This is a genomic window from Methylobacterium sp. UNCCL125, from assembly GCF_900116795.1.
GTDB lineage: Bacteria > Pseudomonadota > Alphaproteobacteria > Rhizobiales > Beijerinckiaceae > Methylobacterium > Methylobacterium fujisawaense.
Genome location: NZ_FPBW01000023.1, coordinates 63,634 through 79,260, shown reverse-complemented (window position 1 = coordinate 79,260; position 15,627 = coordinate 63,634). Strand labels below are relative to the sequence as shown.

General features: G+C 71.7%; 13 protein-coding genes. 7 read left to right on the top strand and 6 right to left on the bottom strand.

Annotated features, from left to right (window positions below; genetic code table 11):
* The first annotated feature begins 134 nt into the window (after positions 1 to 134).
* Positions 135 to 629 carry a CAP domain-containing protein gene (locus tag BM396_RS22415; protein ID WP_043384797.1) on the top strand — a complete coding sequence of 165 codons (495 nt, stop codon included), beginning with the start codon at positions 135 to 137 and terminating at the stop codon, positions 627 to 629.
* A gap of 36 nt (positions 630 to 665) precedes the next feature.
* Here BM396_RS22415 and BM396_RS22410 read toward each other — a convergent pair whose 3' ends face one another.
* Positions 666 to 1,499, bottom strand: a complete 834-nt coding sequence (locus BM396_RS22410; protein ID WP_043384794.1) for an OmpA/MotB family protein — start codon at positions 1,497 to 1,499, stop codon at positions 666 to 668.
* Between the two features lie 42 nt (positions 1,500 to 1,541).
* Positions 1,542 to 2,315, bottom strand: a complete 774-nt coding sequence (locus tag BM396_RS22405; RefSeq protein WP_043384792.1) for a motility protein A — start codon at positions 2,313 to 2,315, stop codon at positions 1,542 to 1,544.
* Positions 2,316 to 2,598: 283 nt separating this feature from the next.
* Here BM396_RS22405 and BM396_RS22400 point away from each other — a divergent pair, with 283 nt between their 5' ends.
* Positions 2,599 to 4,374: a glucan ABC transporter ATP-binding protein/ permease gene (locus BM396_RS22400; protein WP_043384789.1), complete on the top strand. Its 1,776-nt coding sequence runs from the start codon at positions 2,599 to 2,601 to the stop codon at positions 4,372 to 4,374.
* A 60-nt stretch (positions 4,375 to 4,434) separates the two neighbouring features.
* Here BM396_RS22400 and BM396_RS22395 read toward each other — a convergent pair whose 3' ends face one another.
* Together BM396_RS22395 and BM396_RS22390 are read right to left on the bottom strand one after the other, a co-directional pair.
* Positions 4,435 to 5,307 (bottom strand): alpha/beta fold hydrolase, encoded by an 873-nt coding sequence (locus BM396_RS22395; protein WP_043351465.1) that lies wholly within the window; start codon positions 5,305 to 5,307, stop codon positions 4,435 to 4,437.
* A complete protein-coding gene (locus BM396_RS22390) occupies positions 5,286 to 6,158 on the bottom strand; it encodes a YihY/virulence factor BrkB family protein (protein WP_043384854.1) in 873 nt (290 codons plus the stop codon). The genes BM396_RS22395 and BM396_RS22390 overlap by 22 nt, the downstream gene beginning before the upstream one ends.
* A 230-nt stretch (positions 6,159 to 6,388) precedes the next feature.
* Between BM396_RS22390 and BM396_RS22385 the strand changes: the two genes are divergently transcribed.
* From BM396_RS22385 to BM396_RS22365, 5 genes are all read left to right on the top strand, one after another.
* Complete coding sequence (locus tag BM396_RS22385; RefSeq protein ID WP_043384785.1) at positions 6,389 to 7,297, top strand: DMT family transporter; 909 nt, start codon at positions 6,389 to 6,391, stop codon at positions 7,295 to 7,297.
* Positions 7,298 to 7,382: 85 nt separating this feature from the next.
* Positions 7,383 to 8,948, top strand: a complete 1,566-nt coding sequence (locus BM396_RS22380; RefSeq protein WP_244538930.1) for an FAD-dependent oxidoreductase — start codon at positions 7,383 to 7,385, stop codon at positions 8,946 to 8,948.
* 128 nt (positions 8,949 to 9,076) lie between these two features.
* Positions 9,077 to 9,283 carry a hypothetical protein gene (locus tag BM396_RS22375; protein ID WP_043357188.1) on the top strand — a complete coding sequence of 69 codons (207 nt, stop codon included), beginning with the start codon at positions 9,077 to 9,079 and terminating at the stop codon, positions 9,281 to 9,283.
* A gap of 233 nt (positions 9,284 to 9,516) precedes the next feature.
* A complete protein-coding gene (locus tag BM396_RS22370) occupies positions 9,517 to 11,199 on the top strand; it encodes an acyl-CoA dehydrogenase family protein (RefSeq protein ID WP_043384782.1) in 1,683 nt (560 codons plus the stop codon).
* A gap of 94 nt (positions 11,200 to 11,293) precedes the next feature.
* Complete coding sequence (locus BM396_RS22365) at positions 11,294 to 13,789, top strand: putative bifunctional diguanylate cyclase/phosphodiesterase (RefSeq protein WP_081948710.1); 2,496 nt, start codon at positions 11,294 to 11,296, stop codon at positions 13,787 to 13,789.
* A 30-nt stretch (positions 13,790 to 13,819) separates the two neighbouring features.
* On the opposite strand, the gene BM396_RS22360 is transcribed toward BM396_RS22365, so the two are convergent.
* Positions 13,820 to 13,999, bottom strand: coding sequence for a hypothetical protein (locus tag BM396_RS22360; RefSeq protein WP_043384781.1), 180 nt, complete (start codon positions 13,997 to 13,999; stop codon positions 13,820 to 13,822).
* A gap of 249 nt (positions 14,000 to 14,248) precedes the next feature.
* A complete protein-coding gene (locus BM396_RS22355; protein ID WP_043384779.1) occupies positions 14,249 to 15,514 on the bottom strand; it encodes a glycosyltransferase family 4 protein in 1,266 nt (421 codons plus the stop codon).
* Positions 15,515 to 15,627: the final 113 nt, after the last annotated feature.

Below are 15,627 nucleotides of genomic sequence, written 5' to 3'. Positions count from 1 at the left end.
CCGATGCGCGACGGCCCGGCAGCGCCTATATGCCGCCGGGGCGGCTGGACCGTCGCAGGGATGGGTAAGTCGTGACGAGACGCGATCGGGACGGTCGGCATGCGGGGCGCGGGCTCGGCCGGATCACGGGCAGGATGCTGGGGCGCGCGACGGGCTCGGCGGCGCTGACCGCGGCAGCCCTGCTCGGCGGCTGCGCCACCCAGGCGCCGAGCACCGCGGCGTTGCCGAGCATCTACCTGCCCCTCGCCAGCAACAGCGCGCAGATCGACGTCGCGGCGGCCCGCGACATGATCTCGTCCTACCGCCGCAACCGCGGCGCGCCGCCCCTGACGGTCGATCCCGAATTGCAGCGCCTGGCCGAGGCCGAGGCGGCCGCGATGGCCCTGGCCGACCGGCCGAGCCGGGCGCAGACCGTCAAGGCTGCCGTGGAACGGCTCGGCTACGCCAACGTGAACGCCAACCTCTCGGCCGGCTACCACACCCTGGCCGAAGCCTTCTCCGGCTGGCGCGAGAGCCCGCCCCACGACGCCACCATGCTGGCGCCCGAAGCGACCCGGATGGGAATCGCCACCGCCTACGCCCCGGGCTCGAAGTACAAGGTCTACTGGGCTCTGCTCACCGCCCGATAGAAGCGGTTGACCGGCGGGCCCGGCGCCGCGGCGTCCTCACGGCAATCCCTTCACGTTCGGGACCGGCGGGGCCTCCTTGAGCAGCGTCACCGTCACGCGCCGGTTGGCGGGCATGTAGGGGTTGTCGGGGAACATCGGCTCGGTGTCGGCCTTGCCGGCGACCGTGGCGAACCGGTCGTCCGGAACGCCGGCGCCGGCCAGGATCTCCCGGACGCTGACCGCGCGGCCCGCCGACAAGTCCCACGGGGGCGCGGCGGGACGCCGGCCGGGGCGGTCCGTGGCGGTGTGGCCCGTGACGGCGATCCGGTTCGGCATCTGGCGCAGGGCCGGGCCGAGCTTCTCCAGCAGGCGCCGGGTGCGGTCGTTGGGCCGGGTCGAGCCTTCCGGGAACATCGAGCGCCCGTCCTGGTCGACGATCGACACGTCGAGCCCCTGCTCGGTCCGGGCGATCACGACGTTCTTCGACACTTCGGCGAAGTCCGGCAGGCTCTGCAGGGCCTGCCGCAGGGAGGCGGCCGCGAGGCCGAAATTCTCCGGCTTGCCGGTGTCGGTCAGGCCGAATTCGCTGCTCTTGTCGAGCCGCGGCGGCGTGGTCCGGTCGGTGGCCTGCTCGGGAGGGATATCGCGCAGGTGCTTCACGTGGTCGGCGGCCGGCAGGCCGTCGGTCTCGATGATGCCGGCGAACTTGGACTCCGTGTTCACGCCGAAGGCGTCGCGCATGGAGCCCGCCACCATCTGCATCTTCTTCTGGTCCTGCGTCGAATACGCGGCGATCATCACGAAGAAGCTCATCAGCAGCGCCATCAGGTCGGCGAAGGTGACGAACCAGCCGTGGCCGCCATGCGCGCCGCCGCGCTTCTTCCTGGCCATGTCATGCCATCCGCGGGCGCTCCGCCGGGGCGGTCCGGGCGGTCACGCGGCCGCCTCCTCGAACGACCCACGGTGGTGGTGCGGCAGGTAGGCGACGAGCATCTCGCGGACGAGGGTCGGGCTCCTCTGGTCGCGGATCATCAGGATGCCGTCGATGATGAGCGAGCGGGAGACGTCCTCCTCTTCCAGCTTCACGTGCAGCTTGTCGGCGATCGGCAGGGCCACGAGGTTGGCGATGAGCGCGCCGTAGAGCGTGGCCAGAAGCGCGGTCGCCATGGCGGGGCCGAGCTTCGAGGGATCGGACATGTTGGCGAACATCGTCACCATGCCGAGGATCGTGCCGATCATGCCCCAGGCCGGGGCGCAGTCGCCGAAGGCGCGGTAGATCTTCGAGCCTTCGTCGAGGTGCATGAGGAAGTTGTCGCGGTCGCGCTCCATCGTGTCGCGGATGAACTCGCGGTCGTAGCCGTCGGCGACGTAGCGGGCCCCCTGCGCCAGGAAGGGGTCGGAGATCTCTACGTTCTCCAGGGCCATGGGCCCGCTCTTGCGGACCACCTCGGCGATCGTGGTGATCTCCTCGATGAGGTCGTGCGGCCTCACCGCGCGCATGGTGAAGGCGTAGCGCAGGCCCATCGGCAGGCCGTGGGCGATGGTGGCGAAGGGGAAGCGGATGATCGTCGCCATGACCGATCCGCCGAAGATGACGATGACCGCATGCTTGTCGAAATAGGCGGCGAAGTTGCCGCCATCGATCATGATCAGCGTGAACACCACGCCGACGCCGCCCAGCAGTCCGACACCGGTTGCGAGATCCATGGGACGATGACCCGACGGGCTTTCCGGACAGAGCTGCACCGCGCTCGCATCCGCGACGCAGGCGGCCCGCGCCGAGCCTAGGGCATCGGGCTGAACGGACCGTAAAGGCGACTGTTTCGAACCTGTATCAGTCCGTCATCGCCCGTTCAGGCGGGCGCTGGCATACCCGTTTCCCAAGAGGGGTTTGACCCGGATTCGGCGCTGAAGCCGGCCGTGCGAACCCGTCAGAGACGGCGTGAGACCCGGGTCACACGGGCCGCGCCAGGGGTGGCGGAGCGGTACGATGGTTCGTCTGTACGGGCGGGTCCTGGGTTTCCTGAAGGCGGAGCGTCGGCTGGCCATAGGCTTGGCCGCAACCAACGTCGTCCTGGCGATCGCGGCCTTCGCCGAGCCCCTGCTGATGGGGCGGATCATCGACCAGCTGACCCATCTCAAGCGCGGCGGCGACGCCATGGGCACCATGCTGCCGCTGCTGGCCGCCTGGGTGGCGTTCGGCTTCTTCACCATCGCGGCGGGCGTGTTCATCGCGCTCCACGCCGACCGGCTCGCCCACCGCAACCGCCTGTCGTCGATGGCGAGCTACTTCGAGCACGTCCTCGACCTGCCGCTCGCCTTCCACTCGGCCAACCATTCGGGCCGGGTTCTGAAGGCGATGCTGGAGGGCACCAACGGCATGGCGTGGCTGTGGCTCGGCTTCTTCCGCGACCACCTCGTCGCCCTGGTCTCGCTCGGCGTGCTCCTGCCGATGACCCTCCTGATCAACTGGCAGCTCGGCTCGATCCTGGTGGTGCTGGTGCTGGCCTTCACGGCGCTCACCACCTTCGTGATGCGCCGGACCGAGGCGCTCCAGGGGCAGGTCGAGGAGTTCAACTCGGGTCTGGCCGCCCACGCCTCGGACGCGCTCGGCAACGTCGCGGTGATCCAGTCCTTCACCCGCGCCAAGGCCGAGAAGGACGCGATGCGCGGCATCATCACCAACCTGCTCGCCGCGCAGATCCCGGTCCTGTCCTGGTGGGCGCTCGCCAACGTGGCGACCCGCGCCTCGGCGACCATCACCATGACGGCGATCTTCGTCACCGGCATCTGGCTCTATCAGGCCGGCACCACCACGGTGGGCGAGGTCGTGGCCTTCATGAGCCTCGCCACCGCCTTCGTGGCGCGCCTCGACCACGTGGTGGGCTTCGTCAACGGCCTGTTCCAGCAGGCGCCCAAGATCGCCGAGTTCTTCGAGATCTACGACACCGTCCCGGCGGTGGCCGACCGGCCGCAGGCCCGGCAGGTGGCGCGCTTTGCCGGCGAGGTCACCTTCGAGGACGTCGCCTTCTCGTACGATGGCCGGCGTCAGGCGCTCGACGGCGTCTCGTTCTCGGCGAAGCCCGGCGAGACGATCGCGCTGGTGGGCACCACCGGATCGGGCAAGTCGACGACGCTCGGCCTCCTGCACCGCAGCTTCGACCCGGCCGCCGGCGCGATCCGCATCGACGGGATGGATATCCGCGACGTCGGCCTGTCGTCCCTCCGCCACAACATCGGCGTGGTGTTCCAGGAGCCGATGCTGTTCGCCCGCTCGATCCGCGAGAACCTGCAGGTCGGCTGCCCCGACGCCACGGATGAAGAGATGCTCGACGCCCTGGAGCGGGCCCAGGCCAGCGCCTTCATGGCGCGCCAGCCCGCCGGGCTCGACACGGTGATCGGCGAGCGCGGCCGGTCGCTCTCGGGGGGCGAGCGCCAGCGGCTCTCGATCGCCCGGGCGCTCCTGAAAAACCCGCCGATCCTGATCCTCGACGAGGCGACCTCGGCGCTGGACGCGGCCACCGAGCGCAAGCTCCAGGGCGCGCTGGAGACCGTGATGGAGGGCCGCACCACCTTCGTGATCGCCCACCGCCTCGCGACGATCCGCGACGCCGACCGCATCCTGGTGTTCCACGAGGGCCGGATCGTCGAGGCCGGCACCTTCGACCAGCTGGTGGGGCAGAATGGGCGCTTCGCCGAGCTCGCCCGGGCCCAGTTCATGGCGGCGGAGGCGGAGGACGACGAGGGGCTGGCGCTGGCCGCGTGAGGCTGCCCGGGCGCCGCTGCGCGCACGCCGTCCGCCTCCCCGTGCGGGGAGGGGACGCCCTCACGCCCACCCGATCCGCGCGAAGAACCCCGCGATCTCCGCGGCGGCCCGGTCGGGATCCTCCCGGTGGGGGAAGTGCCCCACCCCCGGGAACAGCGCCAGATCGAGATCCGAGAAGGTCTCGCCCAGGCGGTCGGTCCAGGCGAAGGGAAAGATCGGGTCGTGCTCGGCCCAGCGCACGCAGGTCGGCACGCCGATCGGCGGCAGGGCCGGGGCCTCGCCCTTGAGCATCGCGATCCGCCCGGCATGGGCGGCCCGGTAATGCGCGAAGCCGCCCGCGAGGTTTCCGGGCTTCAGGAAATTGTCCACGAAGGCGTCCAGCACCGGGTCGAACGCTCCCGTCCGGTGCGACCAGTGGCGCAGGAAGTGGCCGATATAGGCGGCGCAGCTCTCCCGGCTGGCGCCCACCAGCGTCACCGCCAGGTCCATCTGGTTGAAGGACTGGTACCAGATCTCGGTGAGGCGGTCCGGCGCCCCGAGCCGGGGGCCGATCCCCGGATAGACGAAGTCGAACAGGAACAGGCCGGCGCACCGCTCCGGGTGAGACCGGGCGAGGGCCTGGATCACCGCTCCGCCGACATCGTGGCCGACGATGCCGGCGCGGTCGATCCCGAGGGCGTCGAGGAGCGCCACCATGTCGGCGGCCTGCTCCGGCGGGCCGAAGGCGCCCGCGGGCTTGTCGCTGTCGCCGAAGCCGCGCAGATCCGGGGCGATCAGGGTGTGGCGGGCGGCCAGGCGCGCCATCACGGGTTCCCAGGTCAGCCAGAATTCCGGCCAGCCGTGGAGCAGCAGCAGCGGCGTGCCCGTGCCGCAGCGCGCCACATGCAGATCGGCGCCGTTCGCGCGGATCGTCAGGTGCTCGATCCGGTCCATCGTCCCTCCCTCTCGGCCCGGCGGGCCAGCATCTTCGCCTGCAGGCGGCTGCGGCGGGCGGCGATCACCGTGCCGTTGATCTCGCCGCCGAACAGGAACATGGCGGCGAGCCAGTAGAGGAACACCAGGAACACCATCGCGGTGGCCAGACCCCCATAGGTCGACGCGTAGGCGTTGGAGAACCGGTCGAGGTAGTAGCCGAAGCCGAGGCCGGCGAAGAACCACAGGACCAGCGTCACCCCGATCCCCGGCAGCACCGACAGGATCGAGCGCCGTCCGGCCGCCACGAACTTGTGGGCGATGACCAGGACGACGGTCAGCAGCAGGGCCGTCACGGCGATCCGCCCGATCGCCACGGTGAGGCTCAGGGGCTCCAGCCCCGGCGCCACCAGGACGACGTTGCGCCAGATCAGCGGCCCCAGCACCACGAGCAGCGCGAAGGCCAGCATCGCGAACGCCCCGCAGATCACGTAGCCGATCGATTCGAGGCGGGTCAGCCACCAGGGCCGGCTCTCGCGCAGCCCGTAGGCCCGGTTCAGCCCGACCCGCAGGCTCTCGACCCCCGAGGAGGAGAAGTACAGGGCGAACAGCGCGCCGAGCGTCAGCACGCCGCTGCGCTGCTCGGTGAGCACCCGGTGGACCTCGCCGACGATCGGCTTGGCGATCTCCCGGGGCCAGGCGTCGAAGATCAGCACCCCGGCCTCGTCGGCGAGCGACTGCGTGCCGAACAGGCCGGCCAGCGCCGCCAGCAGGATCAGGAACGGGAACAGCGAGGTCAGGCTCGAGAGCGCGATGTGGCTCGCGATCGCCCAGCCGTCATGGGAGACGAAGCGCTGCGCGGCGACGCCCATGATCTGCAATCCGCTGCGGAGAGGTTTCACGGGTGTCCAACGATCCTCGATCTCGTGATCCTCCCCGGGGAGAGGCCCGCCGATGAACGGTGCCGGCACCCGCGCGTCAACGCCGCCGGCCGGATCCGGTCCCGATCGCCGCCCGGTGACGCGTCCGCGCCACGCCGGCCCCCGGTGGCGGCCGCGCTCCGGCGGGCGGACGCGATCACCGTTGCGCCAGGCGCGCCGGCATGCTCCGTCCGGCGGACATGCCTACGCTCTCACGCCCGTCGCCGCTCGCGGCCGGCGCCCTTCCGGCGCTGTTCATCCCGATCTGGGCCACGGGTTTCATCTCCGCCCGGGCGGTGGTGCCGCACGTGGATCCGCTGGCCTTCACGGCAATCCGCTTCACGGCCGTCGCCCTGGTGCTGGCGCTGATCGCCACGGCCTCCCGGGTGCGCTGGCCCGGGGACCGGGCGGGCTGGCGCGACCCCGTCATCGCGGGCTTCCTGATGCAGGGGGTCTACCTGTCGGGGGTCTTCTGGGCGGTGAGCCACGGGCTGCCGGCCGGCATCGCCGCCCTCGTCGGCAGCCTCCAGCCGCTGCTCACCGCACTCCTGGCGCAGCCGCTGCTGGGCGAGCGCGTCAGCGGGCGGCGGGCCCTGGGCATAATGATGGGCTTCGTCGGCACGGGCCTCGTGCTCGCCCCGAAGCTCGGGGCCACGGACCCGTCCGGGATCCCGCCGCTGGCGCTCGCCGTCAGCCTCCTGGCGGTGCTGGCGCTGACCCTCGGCACGCTCTGGCAGAAGCGCACCGGCGGCCGGGTCGATCTGCTGGCCGGCGCGACCCTCCAGTTCGTCGGCGGCATGGCCTGCGCCATCCCGCTGGCGCTGGCCTTCGGCAGCACCGCGTTCGACCCCGCCCCCGCCCTGTGGCTCGGCCTCGGCTGGGCGGTCCTGGTCAACTCGGTCGCGGGGATCCTGCTGCTGCTGGTGCTGATCCGGCGGGGGGCGGTGGCGGGCGTCGCCGCCCTGTTCTTCCTGGTGCCCCCGGTCGCGGCCGTGCTCGGCTACCTGCTGTTCGGCGAGGTGCTGACCCCGCTGCAGGGCGCCGGCATGGCGCTCGCCGCCCTCGGCGTGGCGGTGGCGAGCCGGGGCTGAGGCGCCGGGCCTGCGACGGAAGGCGCGGAAACCCTTCGGGGCTTCGCGGTTTGGTGCGCACGGGCCGGCACCGGGCGAGGCGAGGATGGACCAAGAACACCTGGATTCGGGCAAGCCCCGCGAGATCCGCCTCGCCCTCGACGCGATCCCGCTCGGCGGCAAGGCCGAGGGCAAGGCGGGCGACGACGCGGTGCTGTTCGTGCGCGACGCCGACGGCGTGCGCGCCTTCCAGGCCAAGTGCCCGCATCTCGGGGCGCCGCTCGCCAAGGGCGAGATCTGCGGCGGCCGGCTCTACTGCCCCTGGCACAAGGCGGCCTTCGCCCTCGCCGACGGCAGCCTGGAGGAGCCGCCGGCGCTGGACGCGCTGACCCGCTATCCCGTCCGGATCGAGGGCGGCGAGGCGGTGGCGACGCTGACCCCCGAGCCCGCTCCGGCCCGGCACGCACGGACGCCCCTCGGACAGGTCCTGATCGTCGGCACCGGGGCGGCGGCGGCCGCCTGCATCACCACGCTCCGGCGCGAGGGTTTTGCGGGCGCGATCACGATGGTCGGCCGCGAGGGGCACCCGCCCTACGACCGGACCAAGCTGTCCAAGCAGTTCCTGGCCAAGCCCACCCCGGCGGAGAAGACCCTGCTGGAGCCGGATTTCTCCGCCGCCCACCAGGTCGAGCGGATCGAGGCCGAGGCGGTCCGGATCGATCCGGCGCGCCTCAGCGTCACCCTGGCGGACGGCCGGGTGCTCACCGGCGACGCGCTGCTGATCGCCACCGGCAGCCGCGCGGTGGTGCCGGATTTCGACGGCCGCGATCTCGACGGCGTGATGACGCTCCGCAGCCTCGACGATGCGGTGCGGCTCAGCGCCGCGGCGGAGCAGGCCAAGCGCGTGGTGGTGATCGGCGCGGGTTTCATCGGCCTGGAGGCCGCGGCCTTCCTGACCAAGCGCGGCCTGTCGGTGACGGTGCTGGCGCGGGAGGAGATCCCCTTCGCCAAGCGCTTCGGTGAGGCCGTGGGCGCGGCGCTGAAGCGCTACCACGCCGGCAACGGCGTGACCTTCGTGACCGGCAAGGTCGCGCGGATCGCCGGCACCGGCTCCGTCGAGGCCGTCGAGACCGCGGACGGCACGCGGCTGCCGGCCGATCTCGTGCTGATCGGCGCCGGCGCCGCGCCGGAGACCGGGATCGTCGCCGGGGTGGAGCCGGACGAGACCGGCGGCCTCCCGGTCGGCGCCGATCTGAAGCTCGCCGACAACGTCTGGATCGCCGGCGACATCGCGGCCTTCCCGGAGCGCGGCAGCGGCGTCACCGCCCGGATCGAGCACTGGCGTCTGGCGCAGCAGCACGGCACCCACGTCGCCCGGGCGATGCTGGGCGCCAGCGGCGCCTTCGCGGGCGCGCCGTTCTTCTGGAGCAACCAGGGTGACAAGCGCCTGGATTACGGCGGCTACGCGCCGGATTTCGATCGGATCATCCTGCAGGGCGATCCGGCGGCGCTGGACTTCATCGCCTATTATGTTCGCCAAGACCGGGCCGTGGCCGCCTGCAGCATCGGCCGCAACCCGGCCTTCACGGCGTTCCTGCACCTGCTGGGCGAGGGACGCGTGCCCAGCCCGGAGGCGATCGAGTCGGGTGCGGATCTCACCGCGCTGGTGTGACCCGCTCCGTCATCGCTATGCTCCGCTCGCGAGGACGGGCGTCCGGGCCGATGGAACCAGTTCCGGCGGCCCATCTTTCGGTAGACGCCGCCCGCCGTCTCGAGAGTCGGGCCCATACGGGAGGCCCCATGAACCAGATCATCGTCGTCGCGCTCATCTGCGCCGCCTCCGTCCAGGCCCCGGACTGCTCCCGCGAGACCGCCCTCGACGTGGTCACCGGGCCGGCCCACACGCTTCAGGAATGCCTCGTTCAGGGCCCGGTGCTGGCAGCCAGTACAGGCTTCAAGGGCGAGGACGGGGCCTACGTGAAGACGCGCTGCGAGCAGAGGCGCTGAGCCGGGCACGGTCTGGCGAACAGCTTTCGGCAGGGCGGCGGACGGATCATCAGTGTCGGGACCGACGCGTATCGCCGCACCGGCCCGGCCTTGACTTTCATGGGCTGCGCATCGGCCCGTGAGCTCCGGCCTTCAACTTGAGTTCAAGGCGAGCCAAACGAAATCTGCTTCGGCTCCGGCCCGCGACAGGTTAAAAGACCCGATCCAAGAAGACGCCACGCGAGCAGGAAACCATGTCCGCATCCCCCGCCATCCAGACCGAGCCGCAGGATATCGCCACCCTCGCCAGGGCCGCCGGCGAGAGCGTCAAGGCCCTCGTCGCGGAGGCGACCCGCCGGGTCCGCACGCGGATCCTCGGAACGGACGGGCGGATCGACGCGGCCAAGCTCGAGGGCGAGCAGCACGCCGCCCACGGGCTCGCATGGCTCGCGACCTACGCGGAGGCGGTCGCCGAGCTCGGCGGCTACGCCGAGCGCCTCCAGGCCGAGGGCCGGTTCGGCGAGACCGAGTCGCTCCTCGTCCGGATCGGCGCCGGCGAGTATCTCGACCAGCTGTTCTCCGGCATCCCGATGAGCCAGGGCGAGATGGTCCGCCTCACCGGCTCGCTCGGGCTCACCGCCAAGGAGGTGGCGCAGTACCGCACCGACGCCGTCGAGACCCTGATCGCCGAGGGGAACACGCCCGAGAACCGCGCCGCCCTGGTGGCGCGGATGCGCGACGGCAGCGGCTCGGCCACGGTCGGCGCCTCGGGCCTCGACGAGGACATGGAGGCGATCCGCTCCGAGATGCGCCGCTTCGGCAAGGCCGAAGTGGTCGATCAGGCGCACGAGTGGCACCTGAAGAACGCCTACATCCCGATGGAGATCGTCACCAAGATGGCCGAGCTCGGCGTCTTCGGCCTGACGATCCCGGAGGAATACGGCGGCATGGGCCTGCCGAAGACCGCCATGTGCGTGGTCTCGGAGGAGCTGTCGCGCGCCTATATCGGCGTCGGCTCGCTCGGCACCCGCTCGGAGATCGCCGCTGAGCTGATCCTGTGCGGCGGCACCGAGGAGCAGAAGCAGCGCTTCCTGCCCAAGATCGCCAGCGGCGACATCCTGCCCACGGCCGTCTTCACCGAGCCGAATACCGGCTCCGACCTCGCCTCGCTCCGCACGCGGGCGGTGAAGGACGGCGACACCTGGAAGATCACCGGCAACAAGACCTGGATCACCCACCCGGTCCGCGCCGACATCATGACGGTGCTCGTCCGCACCAAGCCCGAGGAGAAGGGCCACAAGGGCCTCTCCATGCTGATCGCCGAGAAGCCCCGGGGCACCGACGCGGAGCCGTTCCCGGTCCAGGGCCTGTCGGGCGGCGAGATCGAGGTGCTCGGCTACCGGGGCATGAAGGAGTACGAGCTCGCCTTCGAGGGATTCGAGGTGCCCGCCGGCAACCTGCTGGGCGAGGTCGAGGGCAAGGGCTTCGCCCAGCTGATGCAGACCTTCGAATCGGCCCGCATCCAGACCGCGGCCCGGGCCATCGGCGTCGCCCAGTCGGCCCTCGACGTCGGCCTGCGCTACGCCGAGGAGCGGGTCCAGTTCGGCAAGGCGCTGGTCAACTTCCCGCGGGTCGCCGACAAGCTCACCATGATGGCGGTGGAGATCAACATCGCCCGCCAGCTCACCTATTTCTCGGCCCGCGAGAAGGATGCCGGCAAGCGCTGCGACCTGGAAGCCGGCATGGCGAAGCTGCTGGGCGCCCGCGTCGCCTGGGCGGCGGCCGACAACGCCCTGCAGATCCACGGCGGCAACGGCTTCGCGCTGGAATACCCGGTGAGCCGGATCCTGTGCGACGCCCGCATCCTCTCGATCTTCGAGGGCGCCGCGGAGATCCAGGCCCAGGTGATCGCCCGCCGGTTGCTCGAGGCGGCCTGAAAATCGAGCTCAAACTGGGGAATAGTACGTATCATGGGATTATAAGTCGGCTCATGAACCCGGCTTAAACGAAGTCCCAGCTTCCTGGCCCCCGGTGAACAACTGGGGCGGCTCGGTGACCGCGCACGACGACGACGGACAGACGGGCCGCAACATCCTTCGGCGCTGGCAGGATTGCCGGACGCCGGGGGCACCGATCCCGTCCTACGAGGCCGTCGTGCTCGGGAGCCTCGGCCGCCTCGCCGACCGGGCCGCCCTGGTGACCACCCGGAACGGCCAGGCCGCCCGGATCCTCTGGGCGGGCCAGGAGTTCGGCGCCTGGCTCGCGCAAGGGTCGGAAGGCCCGTCGGCGGAACCCTGTCCCAGCGAGACCGTCCCGGTCGACGCGCTCCCGATCGAGCTGCGCGAGCCCGTCGGCGAGATGGTCGCGGCCGCCCTCGGATCCGGCCAGCCCGCCTACAGCCGGTGCGATCGCCTGGATGCCGGCGTCGTGACCTCGACCCGCCTCGTCGGTGTGCCCCTCGACAACCGCTGGGGCGAGCCGTTCGTGCTGATCGGGTTCGACGGGGCGAGCGTCCGGACCGAACTCGTCCAGGCGATGTTCACCGCCACCGACCAGGGGATCCTGGCCCTCAGCACGATCCGTGACGCGGCGGGCCACCCGGTCGATTTCAAGATCGTCGCCCTCAACCGCGGCGCAGAGCGCCTCCTGGAGCGGCCCGCCGCGGTCCTGCAATGGCAGCGCATCGGCCAGCTCTTTCCGGGGGCGATCACCGCGCGGACGATCGCGACCCTCGCCGCCATGGTCGAGCGGGGCGGGCGCTCCGCCTTCGAGCTGAGCCGCCCCCGGTCCGACGGCGGCACGCTCTACCTCAAGGTCGAGGCGGGCTGCGTCGGCGATCTCCTCTCGGTCACCATGACGGATGTCGGCGACATCAAGGCCCGGGAGGCCTCGTTCCGGCTCCTGTTCGAGAACAACCCGGTCCCGATGTGGGTCGTGGCCGACGCGCGCGACCGCTTCCTGGCGGTCAACGACGCGGCCGTCGCCCATTACGGCTACAGCCGCGAGCAGTTCCTGAGCCGGGCGCCGGCCGATCTCGCCATGCCCCCCGACGCGGCGCCGGGGCTCGGCCTGCCGCCCACCGGCGCCCTCCACCGGCGCGCCGACGGCTCGGCGATCGAGGTCTCCCTGTTCCAGCGGGCGATGCCGTTCGAGGGGCGGCAGGCCGTGCTCGAAGCCGCCATCGACATGACGGAACGCCGGAGGGCCGAGGCCCGCATCGCCCACATGGCGCACCACGACGCGCTCACCGGGCTGCCGAACCGCGTGCTGTTCCGGGACCGCCTCGCCGAGGCGATCTCCCGCCACGCCCGGGACGGGGAGGCGGCGGTGCTGCTCTGCCTCGACCTCGACAAGTTCAAGATCGTCAACGACACGCTGGGCCATCCGGTCGGCGACGCGCTCCTGCGCGAGGCGGCCGAGCGGATCGCCGGCTGCCTGCGCAAGGACGACCTCGTGGCCCGGCTCGGCGGCGACGAGTTCGCCATCCTGGTAGGGGGGATGGATCTCCCGGCCCTGGCCGACGGGCTGATCGCCCGGGTGATCGCCGAACTCGGCCGGCCCTTCCGCCTGGACGGCCAGGATTGCCATATCGGCACCAGCATCGGGGTCGCCTGCCTGCCGCGGGACGGCACCGATCCCGAAACCCTGATGAAGAACGCCGACCTCGCCCTGTACCGGGCGAAGGCCGAGGGCGGCGGCACCTTCCGGTGCTTCGAGCCGGAGATGGATGCCTGGGTGCAGGCGCGGCGGCGGCGCGAGAACGAGCTGCGCGAGGCCTTCGCCCGCGGCCAGTTCTCGCTGGTCTACCAGCCGCTGATGGATGCCCGTTCCGACCGGATCCTGGCCTTCGAGGCGCTGCTGCGCTGGTCCCATCCGGACCACGGCCCGGTTTCGCCGGCCGAGTTCGTGCCGCTGGCCGAGGAGACCGGCCTGATCGTCCCGATCGGCGCCTGGGTGATGCAGACCGCCTTCGCGGAGGCGGCGACCTGGCCGGAGGCGATCCGCCTCGCCGTGAACCTCTCCCCGATCCAGTTCCGCAACCGCAGCCTGGTCGAGACCGTGCGCGGCGCCCTCGCGACCTCGGGCCTCGACCCGCGGCGCCTCGAGCTGGAGATCACCGAATCGGTCCTGCTCGCCGACAGCGCCGCCAATCTCGCGACCCTGCATGAGCTGCGGGCCCTGGGCATCCGGATCGCGATGGACGATTTCGGCACCGGCTATTCGAGCCTCGGCTACCTGCGCAGCTTCCCCTTCGACAAGATCAAGCTCGACCGCTCCTTCGTGAGCCAGGTCGGCGAGAACACCCATTGCACGGCGATCGTGCGGGCGGTGGCGAGCCTGGGCGCCAGCCTCGGCATCGCCACCACCGCCGAAGGGGTGGAGACCGTCGAGCAGCTCGCGATGCTCCGCGCGGAGGGCTACGACGAGGTCCAGGGCTTCCTGTTCAGCCGTGCGGTCCCGGGGCCCGAGGCCCGCAGCCTGATCGACCGCGGGCGGGAGCCGGTCCCGGACGACCGGGCGGCCTGACGGCCGCCCGGCCGGTGCAGGCCCGGGGGCCTACTTGGTGATCTTCACCGACACCGGATCGCTCGACGGGAAGGTCTCCTCCAGGGCCTCGTCCAGGCGCTCGTTCAGCTTCTCCTGCTTGTTGTCGGGGTTCTTGGCGTCGCCCGGCTTGGCGCTGCCCTGCTGGAAGCCCGGCTTGGCTTCGTTCGGCTTGTTGTGGGTCTCGGCCATGTCGCTCACTCGTCCGTGACGGAGGCACGCAAGGGTGCTGGTGGGCATCAACGCGAGGGACGGCGGGTGTTTCCGATCTTTCCGGCGGCCGCATGGGCTTTCCGGTCGAAGCGTCCAGCCCATGGCCTCGCCGGCGTCACCCGCGCGGCGTCGGGATCCGCGGCAGCGCGACGGGCAGCGCGACGGGCGGCGCGGCGCCGACGGGCTGGCTCCGCGTCCCGCGCACGGACGGCCGAACCGGCGGCAGGGTCAGGTGGTCGCGAGCGGCCGATCGACCGGGCTCAGGCCCCTCCTGCGGGCGGTGGCCCCGCGCATCACCGTCTCGTAGACGCCCTCGAGGCGGTCGAGATGGGCGTCGAGGCTCAGGGGCGCCGTCCAGTAGCGGTCGTGGGCGGCCCGGCCCATCCGGGCGGCGAGGCCGTCGTCGGTCAGGCGGCGCAGATGGGCGGCGAGCGCCTCCGCATCGCCGGAGCGGAACCAGAACCCGGTCTCGCCATCGATCACCGCCTCCCGCCCCGCGCAGGCATCGCTGACGATCACCGGCGCCCCGCAGGCCAGGGCCTCGTAGACGGTGAGCGGCTGGCCCTCGTACCAGACGCTCGGGAAGACCAGCGCCCGGGCTTGGCGCATCAGCGCCTGTACGCCGGCGGCGTCGCGCCAGCCGAGCATGACGGCCTCGGGATGGCGCGCCGCGAGATCGGCCCGCTGGGGGCCGTCGCCGACGAAGACCGCCCGCACCCCCGCGCGCCTGGCCGCGTCCGCGAAGATCGGCGCGCCCTTCTCGGTGGAGATCCGCCCGACGAACAGGAAGTCGCCCGGCGCGCCTTCCCGCAGGGGCGCCTGCACCACCGCGATCGGGTTGTCGACCCGGTGGAACACGGTGCCGGGGGGCATCAGCGGCCGGACGACGCTTTCCTGCAGATCGCTGATCGTGACGACGTGGGCGAACAGATCCGGCAGCCGGGCCACGTGGGCGAGGCCGGCATGGCGGACCATCCGGGCCACCTTGCGCGGGTAGCTGCGTGCGTCGCAATGCGCCGCGATGCAGGCGGCCGACATCGGGGTCCGATGGCAGATCCGCTGCTCCGGATAGGCGTAGAAGCCGCCGGTGGGGCAGACGAGGAAGAACTCGTGCATCGTGTAGAGGCACGGCAGCCCGGAGGCCCGGATCGCCGGGCCGATCGACGGCGACAGCGCCTTGGCGAAGGCGTGGACGTGGACGAGGGTGTCCCGGGGGTCGCAGGCGGCGAGTTCCCGCGCGAGGGCGCGGCGCGCCGCACCGTTCCAGATCGCCTGGGCGGCGAAGGCCAGTTTGCTGCGCGCCGTGGTGACGTCGTCCTGCTCCAGGCAGACCACCCGGATGCCGGCGGGCTCCAGCCGGGGGTCCACCGGGCCGACCGCGGCGAACAGGCTGACGCGGATCCCCCGGGCGGCGAGCCCCAGGGCGGATTCGATCGCGACCTTGGCCTGGCCGCCGTTGATCGCGGCGTGGTCTGCGACGAGGACGACGTGCACGTCAGGAATTCCGCCGCTCTGATCCGGGGCAGAGATCTGTATCCGGCCGCGGTTGATCCCCCGTAAACCGCTCTCCTTCATCCTCCCGGCTCCCGAGACCGACGCGATCCCCG